Source organism: Pseudomonas sp. 3MA1, from assembly GCF_029237275.1.
GTDB classification, from domain to species: domain Bacteria; phylum Pseudomonadota; class Gammaproteobacteria; order Pseudomonadales; family Pseudomonadaceae; genus Aquipseudomonas; species Aquipseudomonas fluorescens_AP.
Genome location: NZ_JAACFX010000004.1, coordinates 250938 through 274573, shown reverse-complemented (window position 1 = coordinate 274573; position 23636 = coordinate 250938). Strand labels below are relative to the sequence as shown.

Sequence of the window (23636 nt, the reverse complement as noted above, 5' to 3'; positions counted from 1 at the left end):
ACGCACCCGGCCGGGAGCGCCAATGGCCGACGGCATCGGCTCCAGGCCCGCAATAGAGCCTTGGAACCGAGCGAAGGGCTTTTTATAGCTGGAACCGGGTCACCAGGTTGTTCAGGTCCACGGCCAGGATCGACAACTCACTGCTGGCGGAGCGGGTCTGGTTGGCTCCGGTGGTGGACTGCACCGACAGGTCGCGGATGTTCACCAGGTTGCGGTCCACTTCCCGGGCCACCTGGGCCTGTTCTTCGGCGGCGCTGGCGATCACCAGGTTGCGTTCGTTGATCTCGTTGATGGCGCTGTTGATGGTGTCCAGGGACTGCCCGGCGTTGCGGGCGATGGTCAGGGTCGACTCGGCGCGTTCGGTGCTGTTGCGCATCGAGTCCACGGCGTGTTCGGTGCCGCTCTGGATGCTGCCGATCATGCGTTCGATTTCGCTGGTGGACTGTTGGGTGCGGTGGGCCAGGGCACGCACTTCGTCGGCGACCACGGCAAAGCCGCGCCCGGCCTCGCCGGCGCGGGCGGCTTCGATGGCGGCATTGAGCGCCAGCAGGTTGGTCTGGTCGGCCAGGCCGCGGATCACGTCCAGCACCTTGCCGATGTCCCGGGATTCGTTGGCCAGATCGCCGATCAGGCTGGCGGTGCTTTGCACGTCGCCGGTCATGCGCTCGATGGCGGCGACGGTTTCCTGGACCATGTCGCGTCCGTCCCCGGCGGACTGGGTGGCGTTCTGCGAGGCTTCGGAGGTGCTGACGGCATTGCGCGCCACTTCTTCCACGGCGCTGGTCATTTCATTGACCGCGGTGGCGGCCTGTTCGATTTCATTGTTCTGCTGGGTCAGGCCACGGGCGCTTTCATCGGTGACGCTGTTGAGTTCCTCGGCCGCTGAGGCCAGTTGGCCGGCGGAGGCGGAAATGCGTTGCAGGGTGTCGCGCAATTTTTCCTGCATGGTGAGCATGGCCTGCAGCAGGCGACCGGCTTCGTCGCGGCCATCCACGGTGATCGGTTGGGTCAGGTCGCCTTCGGCGATGGTTTCGGCGGCATGCAGGGCGTTGGCGATCGGCAGGGTAATGCTGCGGATCAGTCGCCAGGCGAACAGCAGGGTCAGGGCGCTGGCCAGTACCAGCAGGGTCACCACCAGGTTGAAGGCGGTGGTGTATTGCTCGGCCGCGTCTTGGTCGGCGGCGCTGGAGTACTGGGTGTTGATCTCCACCAGTTGGTTGAGGAGGCCGTTGATCTTTTCCGCGCTGGTCAGCAGCTCGGTGTTGAGCAACTGCTGCATGCTTTCGAGCTGGTTGTTGTGCGACAGCTCGATCAACTGGTCTTCCAGTTGGCGGTGGTGGGTCAGCAGCTCCATGTACTGGTCGTAAGCGGCGCGCTCCTCGGGGCTGCTGATGAGCTGTTGGTAGCGGGCACGGGTTTCATCGATCTTCTGGTTGCGCTCGCGGATGGAGTCCAGGGTCTTTTGCTGTTCCTCGGGGTCGCGGTTGAGCAGCAGTCGATAGGCCTGGACCCGCAGGCGCAGGCTCAGTTGGGTGAAGTCGTCGACGCTCTTGATGCTGGGGATGGTGTCCTGGGTGATGCGTTCGGTCGCTGCGCGGATCTTGCTCATCTGATTCAGGGCAAAGATCCCCAGAAACAGCATCAAGCAACCTATCAGGGCAAAGCCGAGGAATGCCCTCGGAGCGATATTCAGGGTACGCAGGGACATTGAACCTACCTCGGATGTGCGCGGCTTGCGCGTGTGGGTCTGGGAAGTACCTGTGCTATCGCGTTGAAAAAGTGCTTCTTGAATGCCCGGGAGTAGTTTCAGAAAAGTCTGAGTAACTGTTGGGATATTTCAGAAAAGTCCTGACGGCCCGACGGAGCGTCAGGAACCCACGGCGCCAATGACAGTCTCTAGCAGCTCTCGCGGAAGGGTCATCGCCAGTAAAATCAAGGCCTTGCGCCTGGATAACCCTGGTATCCAAGGTGACTTTTCTTTATCGTACGCGCCCTTTGCAAAACGCCCGGAAGGTCAAAATGTTGGAAGCATCCCTCAGCCAATTGGAACAGCTGGTCAGCGACCTGGTGCTACAGAACCAGGAACTGCTCGGCACGAACGCAGCCCTCAAGGAACAACTGGCCCAGGCCAAGGATGAAAACGAAAGCCTGCAATTGAGCCTGATGGAACAGGAAGAGAAACAAGGCGCGACCGCAGCCCGCATCCAGGCTCTGGTTGAGCGCGTCAGCGCGAGCCCGGCCAACCCATGAGACACCATATCGATGGGGTGAAGGTGATCTCGATCCTGGGCGAGGATTACTCGATCAAGGCCCCGGCCGGTGAGGAGCAGACCCTCATGGACGCCGCGCTGATGCTCAAGGCGGCCCTGGCCGACACCAAGAAGAAATACCCGACGCTGATAGGCGAGCGCCTGCTGGTGCTGGCGGCGATGAACCTGTGCTCGCAGCAGATCGACATGCAAAAACGCCATGCCCAGGAACTGGCCCGTTATGAGGAACAGGTGAGCGCCACCGTCGAGGTGATCGCCAAGACCATTCAACAGAATTGATGGAAGTGCACACAGCCGGCGGGTAATGGGTTGGACAAGCAGGATCTTTGTTTGTATACAACTTCCCGCGGCTGGCGCGGTATCTCAGCCTCTTATAACCATAAGAAAGAGGTGTTCCATGCAATTCTGGCGACGCAGTATTCAATGGCAGCTGATCCTCAGCATGGGATCGGCCCTGTTGGTCAGTCTGCTGGTGGTAGTAGCCATCTACACGGTACTGATCAATCACCTGACCCAGAACTATCTGGTGGACAGGGCGCTCCCTTCGAGCATCGAAGCCATGCGCAACGATATCGAGCGCATTCTCACCCAGCCCCTGACCGCCGCCCGCGACCTGGCCGGCAACGGCATGCTGCGCGACTGGCTGGCGGCCGGCGAAGACCCGGCCCGGGCGCCGAGCTTCATCAGCTACCTGGAAGACATCCGCGCCGAGAACCAGGCGTTCACCACCATGATGGCCAGCCCGCTCAGCCATCACTACTACAACCAGAAAGGCCTGGACCGGACCCTCAGTCGGGATAATCCCAAGGACGTCTGGTTCTACCGCTTTATCGACAGCGGCAAGCCGCGGGTGCTGAACATCGATATCGACGTGGCCAGCGGCGAGCTGGCGCTGTTCATCAACTACCGGGTCGAGAAAGACGGTGAACTGGTGGGCGTCACCGGCCTGGGCTTGCGCATGACCGAGCTGTCGCAGCTGATTCACGACTACAGCTTTGGCGAGCGCGGCCGGGTGTTTCTGGTGCGCAGCGATGGCTTGATCCAGGTGCACCCGGACGCCGAGTTCAGTGGCAAGCGGCAGTTGTCCGAGCAGATCGGCGCGACCGCCGCCGAGGCGCTGATGGGGCACGAGGGGCTGACCAGCAGTCATTTCGAACGTGACGGCGAAGACTACCTGGCCCTGAGCCTGCCCCTGCGCGGCTTTGGCTGGAGCCTGGTGGCCGAGGTGCCGCAGGCGCAGATCTACGCCGAGGCGCACCGGGCGATCTGGCTCACCAGCCTGATCGGCCTGGGCATTGCCGCGGTCTGCCTGTTGCTGGTTGTGCTGTTGGCCCGTGGCCTGGTGCGGCCGGTCCGGCAAGTGACCGAGGGGCTGGTGGCCATCGGCAGTGGTGGCGGTGACCTGACCCTGCGCCTGGACGCCAGCCGCGCCGACGAGCTGGGGGACCTGGCCCGGGGCTTCAACCGCTTCCTCGACAGCCAGCGCGGCATGATCGGCGAGGTGCTGGCCACCACCGAACGCCTGCGTTCTTCGGTGAGCCAGGTGGCGGCGGTGGTGGAGAACACCGCCGAGCGCTCCGGACAGCAGCAGGAGATGACCGACACCGTGGCCACCGCGGTGCACCAGATGGGCCTGACGGTCCAGGACATTGCGCGCAATGCGGGGCAGGCGGCGGACGCGTCCCAGGCGGCCCGGGACGAAGCCCTGCAGGCCCGGGAAGTGGTGGGTGGCTCGATCCAGCATATCGAGAGCATGTCCGGGGACATTGCCCTGGCCGCCGGCGCCGTGAGCGAACTGGCGGAACAGGTGGCCTCCATCGATCAGGTGCTGGCGGTGATTCGCGGGGTTTCCGAACAGACCAACCTGCTGGCCCTCAACGCCGCCATCGAAGCGGCCCGGGCCGGGGAGATGGGCCGTGGCTTTGCCGTGGTCGCCGATGAAGTGCGCACCCTGGCCCAGCGCACCCAGACCTCCACCGATGAAATCCAGCAAATGATCCAGGGCCTCAAGCAAGGGGCGGAGAACGCGGTGTCCTCGATGCATGCCGGGCAGACAGCGACGGGCACCGGCGTCGAATCCAGCCAGCGCACCGGCGCCTCGCTGACCGCAATCACCGGGCAGGTGGAGCGCATCAGCGACATGAATCAGCAAGTGGCCACGGCCACCGAGCAGCAGTCGACGGTGACCGAAGAGATCAACCGCACGGTGCAGGGGATTTCCGATCTGGCCCGGGCCACGGCGGCCGAAGTGCATGCCTGCCGTGAAGATTGCCGGACCTTGCAGCGCTTGGCCGAGGACCTGGTGCGCCAGGTGGGCGGTTTCAAGCTGCACTGAGTGCCCAGGAGCGCGGGCCTGCCGGCGAACCGCATGCTGCGGTGTGCCAGGCCCGCCGCTTTCGCCGGCAAGCCGGCTCCTACAGGTGTGGCGTGATCCCTCTGGTAGGAGCTGGCTTGCCAGCGAATAGCGCGCCGCGGTGTGTCAGGCCGCCTCGGCCTCAGAACCAGGCGTCCTGCATCTCCAGGCAGGTGGCGTCCCGTGCTTCCAGCAGGGTCAGTTCATGCTGGCAGCCCGGCACTTCCCAGGTCAGGAAGTAGCGCGCGGCCTGCAGTTTGCCGTGATAGAAATCCCGGTCCCCGGCATGGCCTCGCGCCAGTCCTTCCTCGGCCCTGATGGCCTGTTCCAGCCAGCGCCAGCCGATCACCGCGTGGCCGAAGGCCTTCAGGTACAGCGCCGAGTTGGCCAGGGTCGCCGTGACCTTGCCGCTGGCTAGATCCCCGAGCAACCCCAGCGTCACGCTCTGCAGGCGCGACACCAGTTGCTCCAGAGGCAGGCGCAGGGCATCCAGCGACGCATGGGCGCGGGCCCGCTCGCCGGTTTCGGCGATCAGGCGGATCAGGCGCTTGAGCCCGGCGCCGCCGTTCTGCGCCAGCTTGCGCCCCAGCAGGTCCAGGGACTGGATGCCGTGGGTGCCTTCGTGGATCGGGTTCAGGCGGTTGTCGCGGTAGTACTGCTCCACCGGGTATTCCCGGGTGTAGCCGTGGCCGCCGAGGATCTGGATCGCCAGCTCGTTGGCCTTGAGGCAGAACTCCGACGGCCAGGATTTGACGATCGGCGTCAGCAGGTCCAGCAGTTCGTGGGCCTGCCGGCGCCCGGCCTCGTCGGCCAGGGTGGTGGTGTCGTCGAACAGCCGCGCCGCGTACAGCCCCAGGTCGAAGGCGCCTTCGACGTAGGCCTTCTGAGTCAGCAGCATGCGGCGCACATCGGCGTGCTGGATGATCGATACCGGCGCGGTGCTCGGGTCCTTGCTGTCCGGCAGGCGACCTTGCGGACGCTCGCGGGCGTATTCCAGGGAGTACAGGTAGCCGGCATAACCCAGCATCACCGCACCCATGCCGACGCCGATCCGCGCCTCGTTCATCATCTGGAACATGTAGCTCAGGCCCTGGTGCGGCTGGCCCACCAGATAGCCCACGCAGTGGCCGTTATCACCGAAGTTCAGCGCCGTGGAAGTGGTGCCGCGCCAGCCCATCTTGTGGAACAGTCCGGCCAGCAGCACGTCGTTGCGCGGCCCCAGGCTGCCGTCGTCGTTGACCAGGAACTTGGGCACGATAAACAGCGATATGCCCTTCACCCCGGCCGGCGCGTCCGGCAGCTTGGCCAGGACCATGTGCACGATGTTCTCCGACAGCGGGTGGTCGCCGCCGGAGATGAAGATCTTGTTGCCCTTGAGCCGGTAGCTGCCATCGGCGGCCGGTTCGGCACGGGTGCGGATATCGGCCAGGGAGGAGCCGGCATGGGGCTCGGTCAGGGCCATGGTGCCGAAGAAGCGGCCGTCGATCATCGGCTGCAGGAAGCGTTGCTTCTGTTCCGGGGTGCCGAAGCTTTCGATCAGGTTGGCCGCGCCCATGGTCAGGAACGGGTAGGACGTGGTGGCCGCGTTGGCCGCCTGGAAGTGGGCGAAGCAGGCCTGGGACAACAGGGTCGGCAACTGCATGCCACCGGCTTCGAAACTGCGCGCGGCGTTGAGGAAGCCGGCTTCGAGGAAAGCGTCCACCGCCGGTTTCACTTCAGGAATCAGCCTCGCCTGACCGTCTTCGTAGCGTGGTTCGTTCTCATCGCCCTTGCGGTTGTGCGGGGCAAAGTACTTCTCGGCGATGCTGCGGGCGGTGCCGATGGCGGCGTCGAAGGTTTCGCGATTGTGCTCGGCAAACCGCTCGCGCTGAGTCAGGCCCTCGGCGTCGAGCACCTCATACAGTTCGAAAGCCAGATTACGGGAACTCAGCAACGTCTCGGACATGGCGCCACACCTGTTGGATAGGGAATGAGCCGAGTCTAGGCGCGTGAATAAACACTGAATAGCAAGATTGATATCGGTGATAAAGATGCCAAACAGGCACGGCCCCTGTCGCCGCTGCCGAAGGCTGCGATAAGCCCCGCAGGGACGTTGGCGGCAATGAAATCGCTACGGCCGTTCCGGCCGATCGCAGCCTGCGGCAGCGGCTACAGGACATGGCGTCGGGCAAAAAAAAGAGCGCCGCTGAGGGCGCTCTTTTCCATGCCGCTGACTATTGGCTTCAGCCGATGGTCATCAGGCTGGCGTTACCGCCGGCCGCCGCGGTGTTGACGCTCAGGGCGCGCTCGATCACCAGGCGCTCCAGGGCAATCGCCGTCTCGCCCTGGGACAGGCCCTGGACGCCAACGATGGCTCCGGCGCGCTGGGCCACTTGCTGGCAAACGCCGCGCAACTGGTCGGAATCGCCGTGGTGCAGGACTGCATCGAATACCACTTCGTCCTTGGTCCAGTCGGCCACGCGCTGGATGCGCGCTTGGACGTCCTTCGGCAAGCGGGCGAACAGCGCCTTGCTGATCTCGCCTTCCGGCCACACCGCCGAGCCACCGACGGCCAGCACGGCTGCCAGTTGGGTCAGCAGGTCACCCTCGACCTCCGCCAGGCACAGGACGTGCTCGCGGGGCAGGATGGCGTAGCTGTTGCGCTCGCCGGTCGGGCCGGTCAGCTGGCGGGTGATGCCGCTTTGCGACTGGCTGGCGAACTGTTTGCACAGGGTGGCCAGTTCCGCCAGCTTGCTGCTCTCGGCCCAGGCTTGCAGGGCATTGAGCGGCTTGCCCAGGACTTCGCGCAGGCGCAGGTCCGGGGCGTTCTCGGCATCGCTACGGGCGAAGGACTGCTCGATGGCATCCACCGGGCGGGTCGACAGCAGGCGGTACAGGTACAGCGGGCCGCCGGCTTTCGGGCCGGTGCCCGACAGGCCTTCGCCGCCGAACGGCTGCACGCCGACCACGGCACCGACGATGTTGCGGTTGACGTAGACGTTACCGGCGTGGACGTTGTCCACCACCTTGGCGATGGTTTCGTCGATCCGGGTGTGCACACCCAGGGTCAGGCCATAGCCGGAGGCGTTGATCTGGGCGATCAGCTGGTCGATGTCCTTGCGCTTGTAGCGCACCACGTGCAGCACCGGACCGAAGATCTCGCGTTGCAGCTCGTCGAAGCTTTCCAGCTCGATCAGGGTCGGCATGACGAAGGTGCCACGCTTGCATTCTTCGCTGTCGGCAATGGCCATCTGGTACACGCTGCGACCTTTGTCGCGCATGGCCTGGATGTGCTTCTCGATGCCGGCCTTGGCTTCGGCGTCGATCACCGGGCCGATGTCCACCGACAGGCGCTCCGGGTTGCCCAGGCGGCTTTCGGCCATGGCGCCCTTGAGCATTTCGATCACGCGGTCGGCGGAATCTTCCTGCAGGCACAGCACGCGCAGGGCCGAGCAACGCTGGCCGGCGCTGTCGAAGGCCGAGGACACCACGTCGATGACCACTTGTTCGGTCAGGGCCGAGGAGTCGACGATCATCGCGTTCTGGCCGCCGGTTTCGGCGATCAGCGGGATCGGCCGGCCCTGGTTGTCCAGGCGCCCGGCGATGTTGCGTTGCAGCAGGCGCGCGACTTCGGTGGAACCGGTGAACATCACGCCCTTGACCCGCTCGTCGCCGACCAGGCGGGCACCGACGCTTTCGCCCTGGCCCGGCAGCAGTTGCAGCACGCCTTCGGGAATCCCGGCTTCGAGCAGCAGGCGCACGGCCTGGGCGGCGACCAGCGGAGTCTGTTCGGCCGGCTTGGCCAGTACCGGGTTGCCGGCGGCCAGGGCCGCGGCGACCTGGCCACTGAAGATCGCCAGCGGGAAGTTCCACGGGCTGATGCACACCACAGGACCCAGTGGACGGTGGGCGTCGTTGCTGAAGTCGTTGCGTGCCTGCACCGCGTAGTAGCGCAGGAAGTCCACGGCTTCACGCACTTCGGCGATGGCGTTGGCGAAGGTCTTGCCGGCCTCGCGGGCCAGCAGGCCCATCAGCGGCTGGATCTCGCCTTCCATCAGGTCGGCGGCGCGTTCCAGGATCGCGGCGCGTTCGGCCGGCGGCGTGGCTTGCCAGATCGGCGCGGCGTTGAGGGCGCACTGGATGGCGTTGTCGACGTCTTCGACCGTGGCTTCCTGGACGTGACCGACCACATCGCGATGATCCGCCGGGTTGAGGACCGGCGCCGGGGTTTCGCTGCTGGCGGCGCAACCGAGCATCGGTGCGGCTTTCCAGTGGTTGTGGGCGGTGGCCAGCAGGGCGCAGGACAACGACGCCAGGCGGTGTTCGTTGGCCATGTCGATGCCGGCGGAGTTGGCGCGTTCGCTGCCATACAGGTCACGCGGCAGCGGAATGCGCGGGTGCGGCAGGCCGAAGCCGCCTTCCAGGGTGGCCATCTGCTCGATCTGCGCCACCGGATCGGCCACCAGCTCTTGAATCGAGATCGACTGGTCGGCGATGCGGTTGACGAAGGAGGTGTTGGCGCCGTTTTCCAGCAGGCGGCGGACCAGGTAGGCCAGCAGGGTTTCGTGGGTGCCGACCGGTGCGTACACGCGGCACGGACGGTTCAGCTTGCCATCGGCGACCTTGCCCACTACTTGCTCGTACAGCGGTTCGCCCATGCCGTGCAGGCACTGGAACTCGTACTGGCCGGGGTAATAGTTCTGACCGGCAATGTGGTAGATCGCCGACAGGGTGTGGGCGTTGTGGGTGGCGAACTGCGGGTAGATGACTTCCGGCACCGACAACAGCTTGCGTGCGCAGGCGATGTAGGAAACGTCGGTGTACACCTTGCGGGTGTAGACCGGATATCCTTCCAGGCCTTCGACCTGGGCGCGCTTGATCTCGCTGTCCCAGTAGGCGCCTTTCACCAGGCGGATCATCAGGCGGTGACGGCTGCGACGGGCCAGATCGATCACGTAGTCGATCACGTATGGGCAGCGCTTCTGGTAGGCCTGGATCACGAAGCCGATGCCGTTCCAGCCGGTCAGTTGCGGCTCGAAGCACAGGCGCTCCAGCAGGTCCAGGGACAGCTCCAGGCGGTCGGCTTCCTCGGCGTCGATGTTCAGGCCGATGTCGTACTGCTTGGCCAGCAGGGTCAGGGACAGCAGGCGCGGGTACAGCTCTTCCATCACGCGCTCGTACTGGGCGCGGCTGTAGCGCGGGTGCAGGGCCGAGAGCTTGATCGAGATGCCCGGGCCTTCATAGATGCCGCGACCGTGGGAGGCCTTGCCGATGGAGTGGATGGCCTGCTCGTAGGACGCCAGGTACTTCTGTGCGTCGTGCTCGGTCAGTGCCGCTTCGCCGAGCATGTCGTAGGAATAGCGGAAGCCCTTGGCTTCGAACTTGCTGGCGTTGGCCAGGGCTTCGGCGATGGTTTCGCCGGTGACGAACTGCTCGCCCATCAGGCGCATGGCCATGTCCACGCCCTTGCGGATCATCGGCTCGCCGCTCTTGCCGATGATGCGGCTCAGGGAGGAGGTCAGGCCGGCCTCGTTGTGGGTCGACACCAGCTTGCCGGTGAGCAGCAGGCCCCAGGTGGCGGCGTTGACGAACAGCGACGGGCTGTTGCCCAGGTGCGGCTGCCAGTTGCCGGTGCTGATCTTGTCGCGGATCAGTGCGTCGCGGGTGCCCTTGTCGGGGATGCGCAGCAGGGCTTCGGCCAGGCACATCAGCGCCACGCCTTCCTGGGACGACAGGGAGAATTCCTGCAGCAGGCCCTGGACGATCCCGGCACGGCCGCCGGCGCTCTTCTGGTTGCGCAGCTTCTCGGCGATCGAGGCCGCCAGCTTGTTCGCGGCTTCGGCGGTGGCGGCCGGCAGGCGCGCCTGCTCCAGCAGCATCGGCACCACTTCCGGCTCCGGGCGACGGTAGGCGGCGGTGATCGAGGCGCGCAGCACCGATTGCGGGAGGATGCTTTCGGCAAACTCCAGGAAGCATTGGTGAGCGTGATCGGTCTGCACCTCGCCGGCGTCATCGCCGTCTTTGGCGGTGACACTGCTCAGCTCGGACAGGGTTGCACCACCCTCGAGTTTTTCCAGGTAATTGAAAATCGCCTGCTTGATCAGCCAGTGCGGCGTACGATCGATCGAGGCCGCGGCGGCCTTGAGGCGCTCGCGGGTTGGGTCGTCGAGTTTGACCCCGAGGGTGGTGGTAGCCATATTTTTATCCTCATGTTTGCCACGCACGTGTGGCATCAGCTGGCGGCAAGATTATCCGCGCTATGCAATAGGTGCAACCGGGTGCAACCCATTTTCGGACGGAAAAAATGGCAGCTTGTCAGGAATAAATATCCTGCATCACTGGGTCGGCATCTTGATGGTGCGTTTGCTTCTGAAAAATTGATTTCTTGCTCCAAAAAGGAGCAAAAGCGCCATGGGGGGTCGATTATTCGACAAGGTGCAACTTAAACACCGCAAATTGGTTGCACCTTGTTCATTTTGTTGCATAGGATTCGCGCCCAAGGTGCAACCGACCCCTTTTCGGGGTGGTTCATCGGCTGATGGCTTTCCTGGGGAAACATCAGTCATAAATGCGCGGCTCGCCTGACCGTCTGCCAAATACCATCGTTTGGCGTCGGCGGGCAGTGACCGCCGCACCATAAAAACAAAGCCAGGGCGTAACTCAATGAGTGCAAGCAATCCCACCCTGATCACCTTCGTGATCTACATCGCAGCAATGGTGCTGATCGGCTTCATGGCCTATCGCTCCACCAACAACCTTTCCGACTACATTCTGGGCGGCCGTAGCCTGGGCAGCGTGGTGACCGCGCTTTCCGCCGGTGCTTCCGACATGAGTGGCTGGTTGCTGATGGGCCTGCCGGGCGCCATCTATATGTCCGGTCTGTCTGAGAGCTGGATCGCCATCGGCCTGATCGTCGGTGCCTACCTGAACTGGCTGTTCGTGGCCGGTCGCCTGCGGGTGCAGACCGAGCACAACGGTGATGCCCTGACTCTGCCGGACTACTTCTCCAGCCGTTTCGAAGATAAAAGCGGCCTGCTGCGGATCATCTCCGCGGTGGTGATCCTGGTGTTCTTCACCATCTATTGCGCCTCCGGCATCGTCGCCGGCGCCCGTCTGTTCGAAAGCACCTTCGGCATGCCTTACGAGACAGCCCTGTGGGCTGGCGCGGCCGCGACCATTGCCTACACCTTTGTCGGTGGTTTCCTGGCGGTGAGCTGGACAGATACCGTACAAGCCACCCTGATGATCTTCGCCCTGCTGCTGACCCCGATCATCGTGCTGCTGGCCACCGGTGGCGTCGACACCACCTTCCTGGCCATCGAGGCCCAGGATCCGACCAACTTCGACATGCTCAAGAACACCACCTTCATCGGCGTGATCTCGCTGATGGGCTGGGGCCTGGGCTACTTCGGTCAGCCGCACATCCTGGCGCGCTTCATGGCCGCGGACTCGGTCAAATCGATCGCCAACGCGCGTCGCATCTCCATGACCTGGATGATCCTGTGCCTGGGCGGCACCGTGGCTGTGGGCTTCTTCGGCATCGCCTACTTCTCGGCGCACCCGGACGTGGCCGGCCCTGTGAGCGAGAACCCTGAGCGGGTGTTTATCGAACTGGCCAAGCTGCTGTTCAACCCGTGGATTGCCGGTGTGTTGCTGTCGGCGATTCTGGCGGCGGTGATGAGTACCCTGAGCTGCCAGTTGCTGGTGTGCTCCAGTGCCCTGACCGAAGACTTCTACAAAGCCTTCCTGCGCAAGCATGCCTCGCAGCTGGAACTGGTATGGGTCGGCCGCGCCATGGTGCTGGTGGTGGCGCTGATCGCCATCGCCATGGCCGCCAACCCGGAAAACCGCGTACTGGGCCTGGTGAGCTACGCCTGGGCCGGTTTCGGCGCCGCCTTCGGCCCTGTGGTGCTGATCTCGGTGATGTGGAAAGGCATGACCCGCAACGGCGCGCTGGCCGGGATCATCGTCGGTGCCGTCACCGTGATCCTGTGGAAGCACTTCGCTCTGCTGGGTCTGTACGAAATCATCCCGGGCTTCATCTTTGCCAGCCTGGCGATCCTGCTGGTGAGCAAGATGGGCACGCCGACCGCTGGCATGGTTCAGCGTTTCGAAGCGGCCGAGAAGGATTTCAAGCTCAACCACTGAGTGCGAATGCCTTGCCCTGATTCCCCAGGGCGCTGAACAACGGCCCGCTGCGTCACCGCAGCGGGCCGTTTTCATTTGTACAGCTCGGCGTCGGGCTGGTTGAGGAAGATCAGCACCCCCAGGATCGCCATGTAGAACTTGAAGGCAGCGTCCTGACCGTTCCAGGTCGGGGATTGCCACATCATGAACCACTCTCCGCCCACCACCATGAAGCCGAAGAACCAGACGCAGAAGCCCAGGCAGAAGCCGGCAATCGCCCAGCCCTTGGAGCGGTTGAAGTAGCTGGCGACGCCGTGCCGTGCCAGCCACAGGCGCAGCGCCCCGACCACCAGCAGCACACCGGTCAGGGCTTCGCCGCCGATGATCAGCCAGTAGCCGACATTCCACAGCAGTGGCAGGGTCACGGCGCGGTCGGTGGCGGTGTTGCCGGGGAACACGCTGTCCATGCTCAGCACATGCTGGACAAAGGCGAAGTTGGAGCCGTAGTCACTGATGTTGTTGTAGGCCACCAGCAGCGCGAAGGCCGCGACAGCCAGGGTCATGGTGATCTTTACGTAACGCACAATCATGGTTGATTCCTTTGCGGGTAAGAGAGGTTCCTGGGGGCTATTGGTGGGGAGGGCGCGCCGGTGCCGACGCGGTTGAGTCAATGCATGGGACGCGGCCCCGCCACCTTCGGGCGGCGGGGCTTGCGGGCTCAGGCCTGGCGCAGCGCCTGATCGAGGTCTTCGAGCAGGTCCTCGATGGCTTCGATGCCCACCGAGAGCCGGATCATCTCCGGTTTGACCCCGGCCTTGGCCTGCTCTGCTTCGTTCATCTGCCGGTGGGTGGTGGAGGCCGGGTGGCAGGCCAGGGACTTGGCGTCGCCGATGTTCACCAGGCGCTTGAAGATCTGCAGCGCGTCATAGAAGCGCACGCCCGCGGCGTAGCCGCCCTTGAGGCCGAAGGACAGGATCGCCGACGGCTTGCCCTGCATGTACTTGCGCGCCAGTTCATGGTGCGGGTGATCGGGCAGGCCGGCGTAGCTGACCCAGGCCACCAGCGGATGGTCCTTGAGGAACTGCGCGACCTTGATGGCGTTGTCGGTGTGGCGCTCCATGCGCAGGGCCAGGGTTTCCAGGCCTTGCAGCAGGAGGAAGGCGTTCATCGGCGCCAGCGCCGCACCGGTGTTGCGCAGCGGCACGGTGCGGGCTCGGGCGATAAAGGCCGCCGGGCCGAATTTCTCGGTGTAGACCACGCCGTGGTAGGCCGGCTCCGGGGTGTTGAGGCTGGCGAATTTCTGCGGATGCTCGGCCCAGGGGAAGTTGCCGCTGTCGACGATCACCCCGCCCAGGGAGTTGCCGTGGCCACCGACGTACTTGGTCACCGAGTGCACCACGATGTCGGCGCCGAACTGGATCGGCTTGCACAGGATCGGCGTGGCCACGGTGTTGTCCACCATCAGCGGCACGTTGCGGGCGTGGGCGACCTGGGCCAGGCCCTCGATATCGACGATGTTGCCCGCCGGGTTGCCGATGCTCTCGCAGTACACCAGCTTGGTCTTGTCGTCGATCAGCTCGGCGATGGCTTCGGGGGAATCGTCCCGGGCAAAGCGCACTTCGACGCCGAAGCTCGGCAGCAGGTGGGCGAACAGGGTGTAGGTGCCGCCATACAACTGCGGGGTGGAGACAACGTTGTCGCCGGCCTGGGTCAGGGTCTGGATCGCGTAGTGGATCGCCGCGCTGCCGGCGGCCACCGCCAGCCCGGCGATCCCGCCTTCCAGGGCCGCCATGCGCTGCTCCAGCACATCGTTGGTAGGGTTCATGATGCGGGTATAGATGTTGCCGGGCACATCCAGGTTGAACAGGTCGGCCCCGTGCTGGGCGTTGTCGAACTCGAAGGCGACGTTCTGATAGATAGGCACGGCCACGGCCTTGGTGGTCGGGTCCGACTTGAATCCGTGGTGCAGCGCAATCGTTGCGTCTTTCATAAAACCTCGACTCAGTAGCAATCCATTAATGAGCACAGCCAGGCAGGTGGTGTGCCCGCGCAGCAGTCAGTGGTCCCGTGTGTCTGAGTCGCCAGCAACCGCTTGATGTGCCCGCCGCTCGGTGGCGGGCGGGCGCGTCAGTGTCCAATAGGCGTGGCGGATCGGCAAGGGCAGCGCGGGCGTGTCGGCAGCAGGGCGGCCATCCTTGGCCGCTGGAGCGTTTCAGCGTGGTTGCGACCAGCCCTGGGAGCGACTGACCGCGCCGCTGAAGGTGTGGCGCCAGGCGGCCGCGGTGGCCGGGTCGATGCGCGGCCGATAGTAGGTGCTGGTGTTGTCCAGGGCCGGCAACTCCAGGCCCAGGCCACGGGCGGCGAGGGCGGCGCAGCCCAGGGCGGTGAGCTCGTCGAAACGCTGGGTGACGATGCTGCGCTGCAGAATATCGGCCAGGAACTGGGCGAAATACGGGCTGCGGGCCAGCCCGCCGTCGATCGACAGCTGGTCGGTGACATTGAGGTGGGCGTCCATGGCGCTGATCACTTCGGCGCTGCGCAGGGCCACGCCTTCCAGTACCGCCTGGCACAGGTCCTGGCGGCTGGTGGCGGCGTTCATGCCGATCCACACCGCCCCGGCGCTGCGGTCCCAATGCGGGCAGGCCAGCCCGGACAGGGCCGGAACGAAGGCCAGGTCGCGGGAAATCGCCGGAGGCTGATCAAAGGCTGCCAGTTCCGAGAAATCACTGAACAGGCCCAGGCGCCCGGCCCACTCCACCGCGGCGCTGGCGTCATAGACACCTCCGTCCATGGCGTACACCGGCTGGCCGTCGGCCTGCCAGGCCACGGTGGCCAGCAGGCCTTTTTCCGGGGCGCGGATGATCTGCTCGCCGGTGACGGTCAGGGCAAAGGCGCCGGTGCCGAAGGTGATCTTGGCGTCCCCCGGTTTGCGGCAGCCGTGGCCATAGAGCGAGGCTTGCTGGTCGACCACCGAAGCGCTGATGGGGGTCTGGCCGATGCGCCCGAAGTCGCCGACCGTGGCGCGGATTTGCGGCAGGGCCTGCAAGGGCACGCCGAACAATGCGCAGAGATCCGGGTCCCACTGGCCGCTGGCGAGGTTCATCAGCGAGGTGCGCGAGGCGGTGGTGATGTCGGTGGCGTAGACCCCCGTCAGGCGGTCGAGGAAGTAGGCGTCGGTGGTGCCCAGGCGCAGGCGGCCGGCGCTCAGGGCGGCTTGTGCTTCGGGCAGATGGCGGACGATCCAGGCCAGCTTGCTGGCGGAAAAGTAGGCATCCAGGGGCAGGCCGGCCCGTTCCAGGGTCAGGGCCTCGGCCCCGTCGGCCCGCAGTTCCTCGATATGGGCGGCGGTGCGGTTGTCCTGCCAGACGATCACCGGCGACAGCGGCGCGCCGGTGATGGCGTCCCAGGCCAGGCAGCTTTCGCCCTGGTTGGCCAGGCCGATGGCGTCGACCCGGCCGGTGGCTTCCAGGCAGCGTTGCAGGTTGGCCAGCAGTTCCAGCGGGTCGTGCTCGACCCAGCCCGGACGCGGGTGATGCTGCTGATGACGCAGAGCCAGTTGGATGTCGGCCCGGCCTTGCATGTCCACCACCAGTACGCGGGTGCTGGTGGTGCCCTGATCAAGTGCGGCTATTCGCATGGTGTTCTCTCTTGTTTGGATGGGCCGGGCTAGTCGATGCAGATATCCAGTTGGTCGATGTGTCCGGGCAGCGTCAGTTCCTTGAGGGGGATCAGCAGGCGGCGTTCCGGCAGGGCCGACACCGGTCGGCTCCAGAGGTCCTTGCCGTGGGCGCGGACCCGCAAGGTGCCGCTGACGGCCTGGCCGACTCGCAGCTGGATGTGGCGCAGGCCGGGCAGCTCGCTGCGCACCAGTTGCGCCGGTACGCCGAGCTTGATCGGGGCGGCGAACTTGAGGGTCAGCGCGTCTTGGGGAGCGGGTAGCTGGCCGCACAGGGCCTGTGCCATCAGGCCGCCGATGCGCCGCCCTTCACGGTACGACCAGCCGGCCGTCTCGATCGGCCGCAGCAGGTTGCCGGCGGCGAAGTAGGCCGGGTCCGAGCAGCGCCCGTACTGGTCGATCTTCGGCCCGCCGCTACCGCTGTCCAGCTGCAGGTGGCTCTGGCGCACCAGGCTCGACTCCGGGGTGAACTGGCCGGTGAGCAGCACGCCGTCGCAGGGGATGTCGCGGACCTGGTCGTCGGCCAGGCGTACCTTTGCCGACTCCACGCGACCGGTGCCCTGGATCTCCAGCAGTTGCGCGCCCAAATGCATGGGGATGCCCAGCAGACGTGGGAACAGGGTCAGTGGCCAGCGGGCGGTGGCGCGCTGGTTGGCCTCCAGTACCGCGACCGGTCGGATGCCGGCCCGCCGACAGCTGAGCACGGCGGACAGGCTGACCAGTTCGGTGCCGATGATCAGCGGTCGTTCGAAGGGCTTGAGATGCCGCACATAGAGGAAGTTCTGCAGGGCTCCGGTGTTGATCACCCCCACCGGCCGGTCCCCGGACAGCAAGCGCGCCGAGCGCGGGGTTTCCCGGGCGCCGGTGGCGATCAGCACCTTGCGCGCCTGCACCAGCCGCGGCCCGTCGGGACTGGCCAGGCGCAGCAGGCCGGCGGGTTCGAGGCTGAGCACGGTGTGGCGCAGCAGCAGCACGACCCCAGCTTTGAGCGCCGCCTGGACATTGCGCCGGGCATAGGCCGGGCCGCTGAGAATGCGCTGGTACTCGCCCATGCCGAACGGCGGATGGGCACAGTGCCGGGGAATGCCGCCGGCTTCGCTTTCCCGCTCGATGACGAGCACCGGGCCGATGCCCTGGCGGCGCAGTTCGATGGCCGCGGCAAGGCCTGCGGGTCCGCTGCCGATAATGGCCACTTCGGCCTGAATCTGTTCAGTGCTGTGCATGGCAACGACCTGTGGCAAGAGGGATGGCCAGATGGCTGGCACTGAGTTCGGCGACCTGGGCCGAGCAATAGAAACCCTGGCAGCGGCCCATGCAGGCCCGGGTGCGGCGCTTGAGCCCGCCGATATCGCCAGGGGGCAGGGGGCTGCTCAGGGCGCTCTCGATCTCGCGGCGGGTCACCAGTTCGCAATGGCAGACGATCTCGCCGTAGCCGGGTCGTTGCCAGTCGCGGGGCAAGTGCTCGGCGAGATTGGGCATCTGCGGCCAGCTCGGTTGCTCCACCTGAGCGTGCTGGCAGCGCTGGCTGTACAGCTGGTAGACATGCCGGGCAATGCCCAGGGCCGCGGTGAGCCCGGTGGAGCGGATGCCGCCGACGGTGATCCAGTGTCGGGCATGATCGGCGCGGATCCGGTACTCCTTCTTTTCGCTGGCGGGGCGCAGCCCGGCGTAGGTGGCGGTCACCGGGACGCCGGCCAGGGCCGGGATGCGCTCCACGGCGGCATCGATCAGGCTTTGCAGGGTGGCCCCGTCGAGGCCGGCGTGAATCCGGTCGTCCTGCTCTTCGGCGGTGGGGCCGACCAGCAGGTTGCCGTAGACCGTGCGGGTCAGGACGATGCCTTTGGTGCGTTCGTTGGGCACCGGCAGGACGATGCGCTGCAGGAGCTTGGCCGCGGCCTTGTCGAAGACCACGAACTGGCCCTTGCGCGGCATGATGCGAAATTCGCTGTGGCCCAGCAGGTTGTGCTCCAGGGTGTCGCCGAACAGCCCGGCGCAGTTGATCAACTGGGCGGCGTGCAGGCTGCCCTGGTTGGTGTCGAGGCGCCAGCGTTCACCGTCGAACTGGCCTTGCTCCACCTCGCACCGCAACTGCACCCGGGCGCCATGGGCCATGGCCTGTTGCAGGTAGCCAAGCGGGGCGGACCAGGGGTCGATCAGGTGCTCGTCGGGCACCAGTACCGCGCCGCAGGCGTGATTGGCCAGCTGGGGCTCCAGGGCCAGGATCTCGCCCCGTTCCAGCAGGCGCGCGTTGTCCACGCCATTGGCCCGGGCCTGGGCGAGGATGCCGGGCAGTCTGGCCTGATCCTCGGTATTCCAGGCCACCACCAGGGCTCCGCTCTTGAGCAGGGGCAGGTTCATCTTCGAGTGGATGTCCAGGTACTCCTGGTACCCGGCCTGCATGCATTGCAGTTCCAGGCTGGCGCTGGGGGCATCGAAGCCGGTATGCAGGATGGCGCTGTTGGCCTTGCTGGCTCCGGAGAGAATGTCGCTGCCCTTTTCCAGCAGCACCACCCGCGCGCCTTCCAGGGCGAAGCGCCGGGCCATGGCGCAACCGACGACGCCGCCACCGACTATGGCCACGTCGAAAGTCACATTGTTCGGATAAAGTTCGGTCATATAAATGCCTGTTTCCTGCAGTAACACCCAAGAGCGGTGCTGCAAGCAAAGCACAATACGGGCCAGTCTTGTTGTTTTTATTTGTTATTCGGTCATTTATCGGTCATTAAGTTGTGTGTTTTTTGACTGATAAAGCCGTGCATTCGTTGCTGCAATTCAGGCCTGCGGCACCAGGTGAACCTGCACCTTGGCCTTTTCCAGCGCCGCCAGCAGCTGCGGGCCGGGCTGGCGATCGATCACCAGGCGGTCGATGCGTTCCAGGGGGAAGACCTTGAACAGGCCGCGCCGTTCGAGCTTCGAGGAGTCGGCGATCACCGTCAGTTGGCGCGCCTGGGCAATCATGGCGCGGGCCACTTCGGCTTCTTCGATGGAGAAGTCCATGGCGCCGTCTTCATTCAGGGCGCCGATGGTGATCACCGCGTGTTCGGCGTTGAACCGGGTGATCTGTTCCAGGGCCAGGGTGCCGACGTTCTGGGTCGAGTCGGGGCGGTATTCGCCACCGATCATGAACACCCGGTTGCCCGATTCGCCGATACAGCCGGCAATCGGCAGGGAGTTGGTGATGACCGTCAGGCGTGTGTGCTGCGCCAGCTCCCGGGCAAAGAACAGGGTGGTGGTGCCGGTGTCGATGAAGATGCTGTCGCCGGCGCAGAACAGGCCAGCGGCGTAGCGGGCGATGGCGCGCTTCTCCTGGGCGTGTTCGTTCATGCGGGTCTGGAAGGTGTTCTCGTGCTCGCCGGTCGGAGGCAGCGCCGCGCCGCCGTGGAACTTGGTGACCAGGCCGCTTTCCGCCAGTTCGCTGAGATCGCGGCGGATGGTTTCCTGGGACGTGGCGGTGATGCGCGCCAGTTCCTCCACGGAAATCCGCTCCCGTTGCCGCAGGAGTTCGAGAATGTGCTGTCGTCGTTCGTTGGGGCGCATGCTGGGTTTCCGTCGGTGGTACTTCGCCACACAAGTGGGCAGTTTTTGTTACTTACGCACACCTTTGGCACATCGATATGCGGATTCGGTCAACTTGGCTGAGCCAGTTAAGCATTTCATTGCGGTTTTCACAATCAGCCTCGGTCACTGTGTGGCGCCGCGTTGATGATGGGGTAGGAAAAGAGTAGTGGGAATTTTTTGACCGATATTTGAGAGTTTATCGGTAATAACCACAAAGAATGCACATTGTGGCACAGGAAATGCCCTGTGTTTGCATGGCGCCTGCATCGTCTGTCCTGGCGATGGGGTGAGCGCAGCTGGCCTCAACAAGAACCTCCCCGGCGGGGGAACCCTATAAATGACGCTCAGAGAGATGAACCCACATGGCTGAATTTGGAAACTACGTCATTTACCTGATCATGCTCGGCGCAGTGCTCGGCGCCTTGTCGTCGATCATCAAGCCCGAGAGCGGCCTGGGTCGGGAATTCGTCAACGGTATCCACTCCATCGGCCCGGTGTTCCTGGCCCAGGCCGGGATCATGGTGGCGATTCCCTATCTGTCGCAGGCCATTTCCCACGCCCTGGGGCCGTTCTTCAACGCCCTGGGTTCGGACGTCTCCATTGCGGCGCTGTCGATCATCGCCGTGGACATGGGCGGCTACCAGCTGGCCAATGCCCTGACCGCCAATCGTGACCTGTGGATTACCGCCATGCTGGTGGGCTACACCTCCGGGGCGACCATCGTCTACCTGATCCCGGTGGGGCTGACCATGCTCGAGCGCAAGGATCACAAGTACCTGGCCCTGGGCGCCATGGCCGGGCTGATCAGCATTCCCTTCGCGGTATTGATGTCGCTGCTGATCATCACCGCGACCCAGTTGCCGGTGCGGGACATCGTCTCCACCAACTCCGAGGCGCTGTACTACCTGTCCCTGAGCTTTGTCGACATGCTCAAGCTGCTGGCGCCGCTGTTCGTGTTCTGCTTCCTGCTGGCGGCGGGGCTGCGCTACCGGCCGCAGATGATGGTCAGGGGCTTTCTGGTGTTCGGCAAGATCATGGATGCGGCGATCAAGCTGATCCTGGCCCTGAGCATCGTCGAGCACTTCACCAAGTTCTTCAGCATCAACTTTGGCGGCTGGGGCTTCGACCCGATGTTCGCCGATGAGAAGGAGCTGTTCCGGGCCATCGAGATTGCCGGTTACATCGGCATCATGCTCGCCGGCACCTTCCCCATCTGCTACCTGTTCCAGCGCTACTGCAAGAAGCCCATGGAGCTGCTGGGGCGCCAACTAAACCTGTCGAGCACCGGTGCCGCGGGCTTCATCATGGTGTTCGCCAACATCATCGCCACCTATCACCTGTTCAAGCACATGACCGCTCGCGACAAGGTGCTGTGCGTGGCCCTGGGGGTCTGTGCCCAGGCGCTGATCGGCGATCACCTGGCGTTCACCGCGAATTTCCAGCCGAGCCTGATCCTGCCCATCCTCATCGGCAAACTGTTCGGCGGCCTGCTGGCGGTGGCAATCGCCATCCGCATCTCGGTGCCGGCCGCCCAGCGTTACGAGCAGCAAGAGCAGGAGCAGGCCGCGGCTTTCGCCCTGCAACCCGCGCGGGCCTGAACGGCCCGCTTCTCCTACCCATGATTTCGAGGTAACGATGCGCAAGATTTTCCTGGCCTGCCCCTACAGTCATTCCGAGCCGGCGGTCATCAATGAGCGTTTTCTCCAATGCAACCAGGTGGCGGCGCGGATACTCGAGGCCGGACACGCGGTGTTCAGCCAGGTGAGCATGTCCCACCCCATCAACCTGTGCCTGGAAGGCAAGGACAACGCCGCCATCGGCAAGCTCTGGGCTCCGGTGGATGCGTTGTACATGGCGATGATGGAGGAGCTGATCGTGCTCGACCTGCCAGGCTGGAAGGACAGCGGCGGGATCAAGCGCGAGATCGAGGTGTTCGAATCCTCGGGACGTCGGGTCAGCCTGTGGTCCGAGGTCAGCCACGAGTTCGTCTGAGTGCCTCCCCGTACCCGTCGTCGACTGCGCCGGGTACGGGCCTGCTGTGAACTGACGACAGGCTGCACACAAGGTAAACTTGCGCTCCTGCGCAGGAGCAACCATGAACTATCGTCACGCCTTCCACGCCGGCAATCACGCCGACGTCTTCAAACACCTGACCCTGACCCGCCTCATCGCCCTGATGTCGCGCAAGGAGCAGCCGTTCGCCTACCTCGACAGCCACGCCGGCATCGGTCTGTATGACCTCAAGGGCGATCAGGCGAGCCGTACCGGCGAGTACCTGGAAGGCATCGCCCGCTTGTGGGGCGCACAGGATCTGCCGGCGCTGACCGCCGACTACATGCAGGTGCTGCACAAGATGAACCCCGATGGCGAGCTGCGTTACTACCCGGGGTCGCCGGAGCTGGCGCGCCGCCTGACCCGCTCCCAGGACCGGGTGCTGCTCAACGAGAAACATCCTGAAGATGGCCTGCTGCTCAAGGACAACATGAAGGGCGATCGCCGGGTGGCGGTGCACCTGGGGGAAGGCTGGCACGTGGCCCGGGCCTTGCTGCCGGTGGCGGAAAAGCGCGCGGTGATGCTGATCGATCCGCCGTTCGAGCAACTGGACGAGATGCAGCGCTGCGCCGCATCGCTCAAGGAAGCCATTGGCCGTATGCGCCAGACCGTGGCGGCCATCTGGTACCCGGTCAAGGATCAGCGCGCCCTGCGGCGCTTCTACCAGGACCTGGCCGGCAGCGGCGCGCCGAAGCTGTTGCGGGTGGAGTTGCTGGTGCATCCGCTGGATACCCCCAACAGCCTGAACGGCTCGGGCCTGGCGATTGCCAATCCGCCGTGGGGCCTGGAGGAGGAGTTGCGCGAGCTGCTGCCCTGGCTGTCGAAAAAACTCGCTCAGACCCAGGGCGGCTGGCAGATGGACTGGTTGATCGCGGAGTAGCAGTCACCAGCCATAAGCGGCAAGCTGCAAGTCGCCGGCGAACCACTTGCAGCTCGGGGCTTGCAGCTTGTAGCTGCTTTAAATGGGGCAGGTCACGCCAGTGCCGCCGATGCCGCAGTAGCCTTCCGGGTTCTTCGCCAGGTATTGCTGGTGATAGGCCTCGGCGAAGTAGACGGTCGGCGCTTCTGCGATTTCGGTGGTGATCTCGCCCAGGCCGGCCTTGGTCAGTTCCGCCTGGAACACTTCCTTGCTGTGCAGTGCCTGTTCCAGCTGGGTCGGGGTGGTGGTGTAGATCACCGAGCGGTACTGGGTGCCGATGTCGTTGCCCTGGCGCATGCCCTGGGTCGGGTTGTGCAGTTCCCAGAACATCGCCAGCAGTTCCTGGTAGCTGACCTTTTCCGGTTCATACACCACCAGCACCACTTCGGTATGGCCGGTCAGGCCCGAGCAGACTTCTTCGTAGGTCGGGTTCGGGGTGAAGCCGCCGGCATAACCCACGGACGTGCTGAACACGCCCTCGCGCTGCCAGAAGCGCCGCTCCGCGCCCCAGAAACAGCCCAGGCCGAAGATGGCGAATTCCACATTGCCCGGAAACGGACCCAGCAGCGGGTTGCCGTTGACGTAGTGTTCTTCGGGCACGGTCATGGGCGTTTCGCGGCCGGGCAGAGCTTGTTCTTTGGTTGGAAGCACGTTTTTGTTCACCAGAATTTCCGAGCGCAAGACCATGGGGCAGTCCTCCAG

The 23636-nt window shown here is 64.7% G+C and carries 17 protein-coding genes; 7 read left to right on the top strand and 10 right to left on the bottom strand.

Annotated elements, in window-relative coordinates:
* Positions 1-82 precede the first annotated feature (82 nt).
* The gene (locus tag GWQ44_RS13785; protein WP_275927567.1) at positions 83-1708 is read right to left on the bottom strand and encodes a methyl-accepting chemotaxis protein; all 1626 of its coding nucleotides are present in this window, start codon (positions 1706-1708) and stop codon (positions 83-85) included.
* A gap of 311 nt (positions 1709-2019) precedes the next feature.
* Between GWQ44_RS13785 and GWQ44_RS13780 the strand changes: the two genes are divergently transcribed.
* The 3 genes from GWQ44_RS13780 (at position 2020) to GWQ44_RS13770 (ending at position 4605) form a co-directional block, all read left to right on the top strand.
* Positions 2020-2250 (top strand): hypothetical protein, encoded by a 231-nt coding sequence (locus GWQ44_RS13780; RefSeq protein WP_016962666.1) that lies wholly within the window; start codon positions 2020-2022, stop codon positions 2248-2250.
* Positions 2247-2549, top strand: a complete 303-nt coding sequence (locus GWQ44_RS13775; RefSeq protein ID WP_016962667.1) for a cell division protein ZapA — start codon at positions 2247-2249, stop codon at positions 2547-2549. The genes GWQ44_RS13780 and GWQ44_RS13775 overlap by 4 nt, the downstream gene beginning before the upstream one ends.
* 118 nt (positions 2550-2667) lie before the next feature.
* Entirely contained in the window at positions 2668-4605 is a 1938-nt protein-coding gene (locus GWQ44_RS13770) for a methyl-accepting chemotaxis protein (RefSeq protein ID WP_275927566.1), read from the top strand.
* Positions 4606-4765: 160 nt separating this feature from the next.
* Here GWQ44_RS13770 and GWQ44_RS13765 read toward each other — a convergent pair whose 3' ends face one another.
* On the bottom strand, positions 4766-6568 hold the full coding sequence (locus GWQ44_RS13765) for an acyl-CoA dehydrogenase (protein WP_275927565.1): 1803 nt from the start codon (positions 6566-6568) through the stop codon (positions 4766-4768).
* 277 nt (positions 6569-6845) lie between these two features.
* Positions 6846-10799: a trifunctional transcriptional regulator/proline dehydrogenase/L-glutamate gamma-semialdehyde dehydrogenase gene (gene putA / locus GWQ44_RS13760; RefSeq protein WP_275927564.1), complete on the bottom strand. Its 3954-nt coding sequence runs from the start codon at positions 10797-10799 to the stop codon at positions 6846-6848.
* 466 nt (positions 10800-11265) lie between these two features.
* Here putA and putP point away from each other — a divergent pair, with 466 nt between their 5' ends.
* Complete coding sequence (putP, locus tag GWQ44_RS13755) at positions 11266-12750, top strand: sodium/proline symporter PutP (RefSeq protein ID WP_047301260.1); 1485 nt, start codon at positions 11266-11268, stop codon at positions 12748-12750.
* 71 nt (positions 12751-12821) lie between these two features.
* Here the strand turns inward: putP and GWQ44_RS13750 are convergent, their stop codons facing one another.
* From GWQ44_RS13750 to GWQ44_RS13725, 6 genes are all read right to left on the bottom strand, one after another.
* The gene (locus GWQ44_RS13750; RefSeq protein WP_016964728.1) at positions 12822-13319 is read right to left on the bottom strand and encodes a DUF2165 domain-containing protein; all 498 of its coding nucleotides are present in this window, start codon (positions 13317-13319) and stop codon (positions 12822-12824) included.
* A gap of 128 nt (positions 13320-13447) precedes the next feature.
* Positions 13448-14719, bottom strand: a complete 1272-nt coding sequence (locus GWQ44_RS13745; RefSeq protein ID WP_016964727.1) for an aminotransferase class V-fold PLP-dependent enzyme — start codon at positions 14717-14719, stop codon at positions 13448-13450.
* A gap of 222 nt (positions 14720-14941) precedes the next feature.
* Positions 14942-16366 carry a glycerol kinase gene (locus tag GWQ44_RS13740; protein WP_199009098.1) on the bottom strand — a complete coding sequence of 475 codons (1425 nt, stop codon included), beginning with the start codon at positions 16364-16366 and terminating at the stop codon, positions 14942-14944.
* Between the two features lie 29 nt (positions 16367-16395).
* On the bottom strand, positions 16396-17628 hold the full coding sequence (locus GWQ44_RS13735; protein ID WP_275927563.1) for an FAD-dependent oxidoreductase: 1233 nt from the start codon (positions 17626-17628) through the stop codon (positions 16396-16398).
* The gene (locus tag GWQ44_RS13730; protein ID WP_275927562.1) at positions 17615-19021 is read right to left on the bottom strand and encodes an NAD(P)/FAD-dependent oxidoreductase; all 1407 of its coding nucleotides are present in this window, start codon (positions 19019-19021) and stop codon (positions 17615-17617) included. The genes GWQ44_RS13735 and GWQ44_RS13730 overlap by 14 nt, the downstream gene beginning before the upstream one ends.
* A 156-nt stretch (positions 19022-19177) precedes the next feature.
* Entirely contained in the window at positions 19178-19942 is a 765-nt protein-coding gene (locus GWQ44_RS13725) for a DeoR/GlpR family DNA-binding transcription regulator (protein ID WP_016964724.1), read from the bottom strand.
* 383 nt (positions 19943-20325) lie between these two features.
* On the opposite strand from GWQ44_RS13725, the gene eutH reads away from it, so the two are divergent.
* The 3 genes from eutH (at position 20326) to rlmJ (ending at position 22895) form a co-directional block, all read left to right on the top strand.
* Positions 20326-21561, top strand: coding sequence for an ethanolamine utilization protein EutH (eutH, locus tag GWQ44_RS13720; RefSeq protein WP_179598522.1), 1236 nt, complete (start codon positions 20326-20328; stop codon positions 21559-21561).
* A gap of 37 nt (positions 21562-21598) precedes the next feature.
* The gene (locus GWQ44_RS13715; protein ID WP_016964473.1) at positions 21599-21955 is read left to right on the top strand and encodes a DUF1937 family protein; all 357 of its coding nucleotides are present in this window, start codon (positions 21599-21601) and stop codon (positions 21953-21955) included.
* Between the two features lie 103 nt (positions 21956-22058).
* Positions 22059-22895: a 23S rRNA (adenine(2030)-N(6))-methyltransferase RlmJ gene (rlmJ, locus tag GWQ44_RS13710; protein ID WP_047301263.1), complete on the top strand. Its 837-nt coding sequence runs from the start codon at positions 22059-22061 to the stop codon at positions 22893-22895.
* A 78-nt stretch (positions 22896-22973) separates the two neighbouring features.
* On the opposite strand, the gene msrA is transcribed toward rlmJ, so the two are convergent.
* The gene (gene msrA / locus GWQ44_RS13705; RefSeq protein WP_016964475.1) at positions 22974-23621 is read right to left on the bottom strand and encodes a peptide-methionine (S)-S-oxide reductase MsrA; all 648 of its coding nucleotides are present in this window, start codon (positions 23619-23621) and stop codon (positions 22974-22976) included.
* Between the last annotated feature and the right edge of the window lie 15 nt (positions 23622-23636).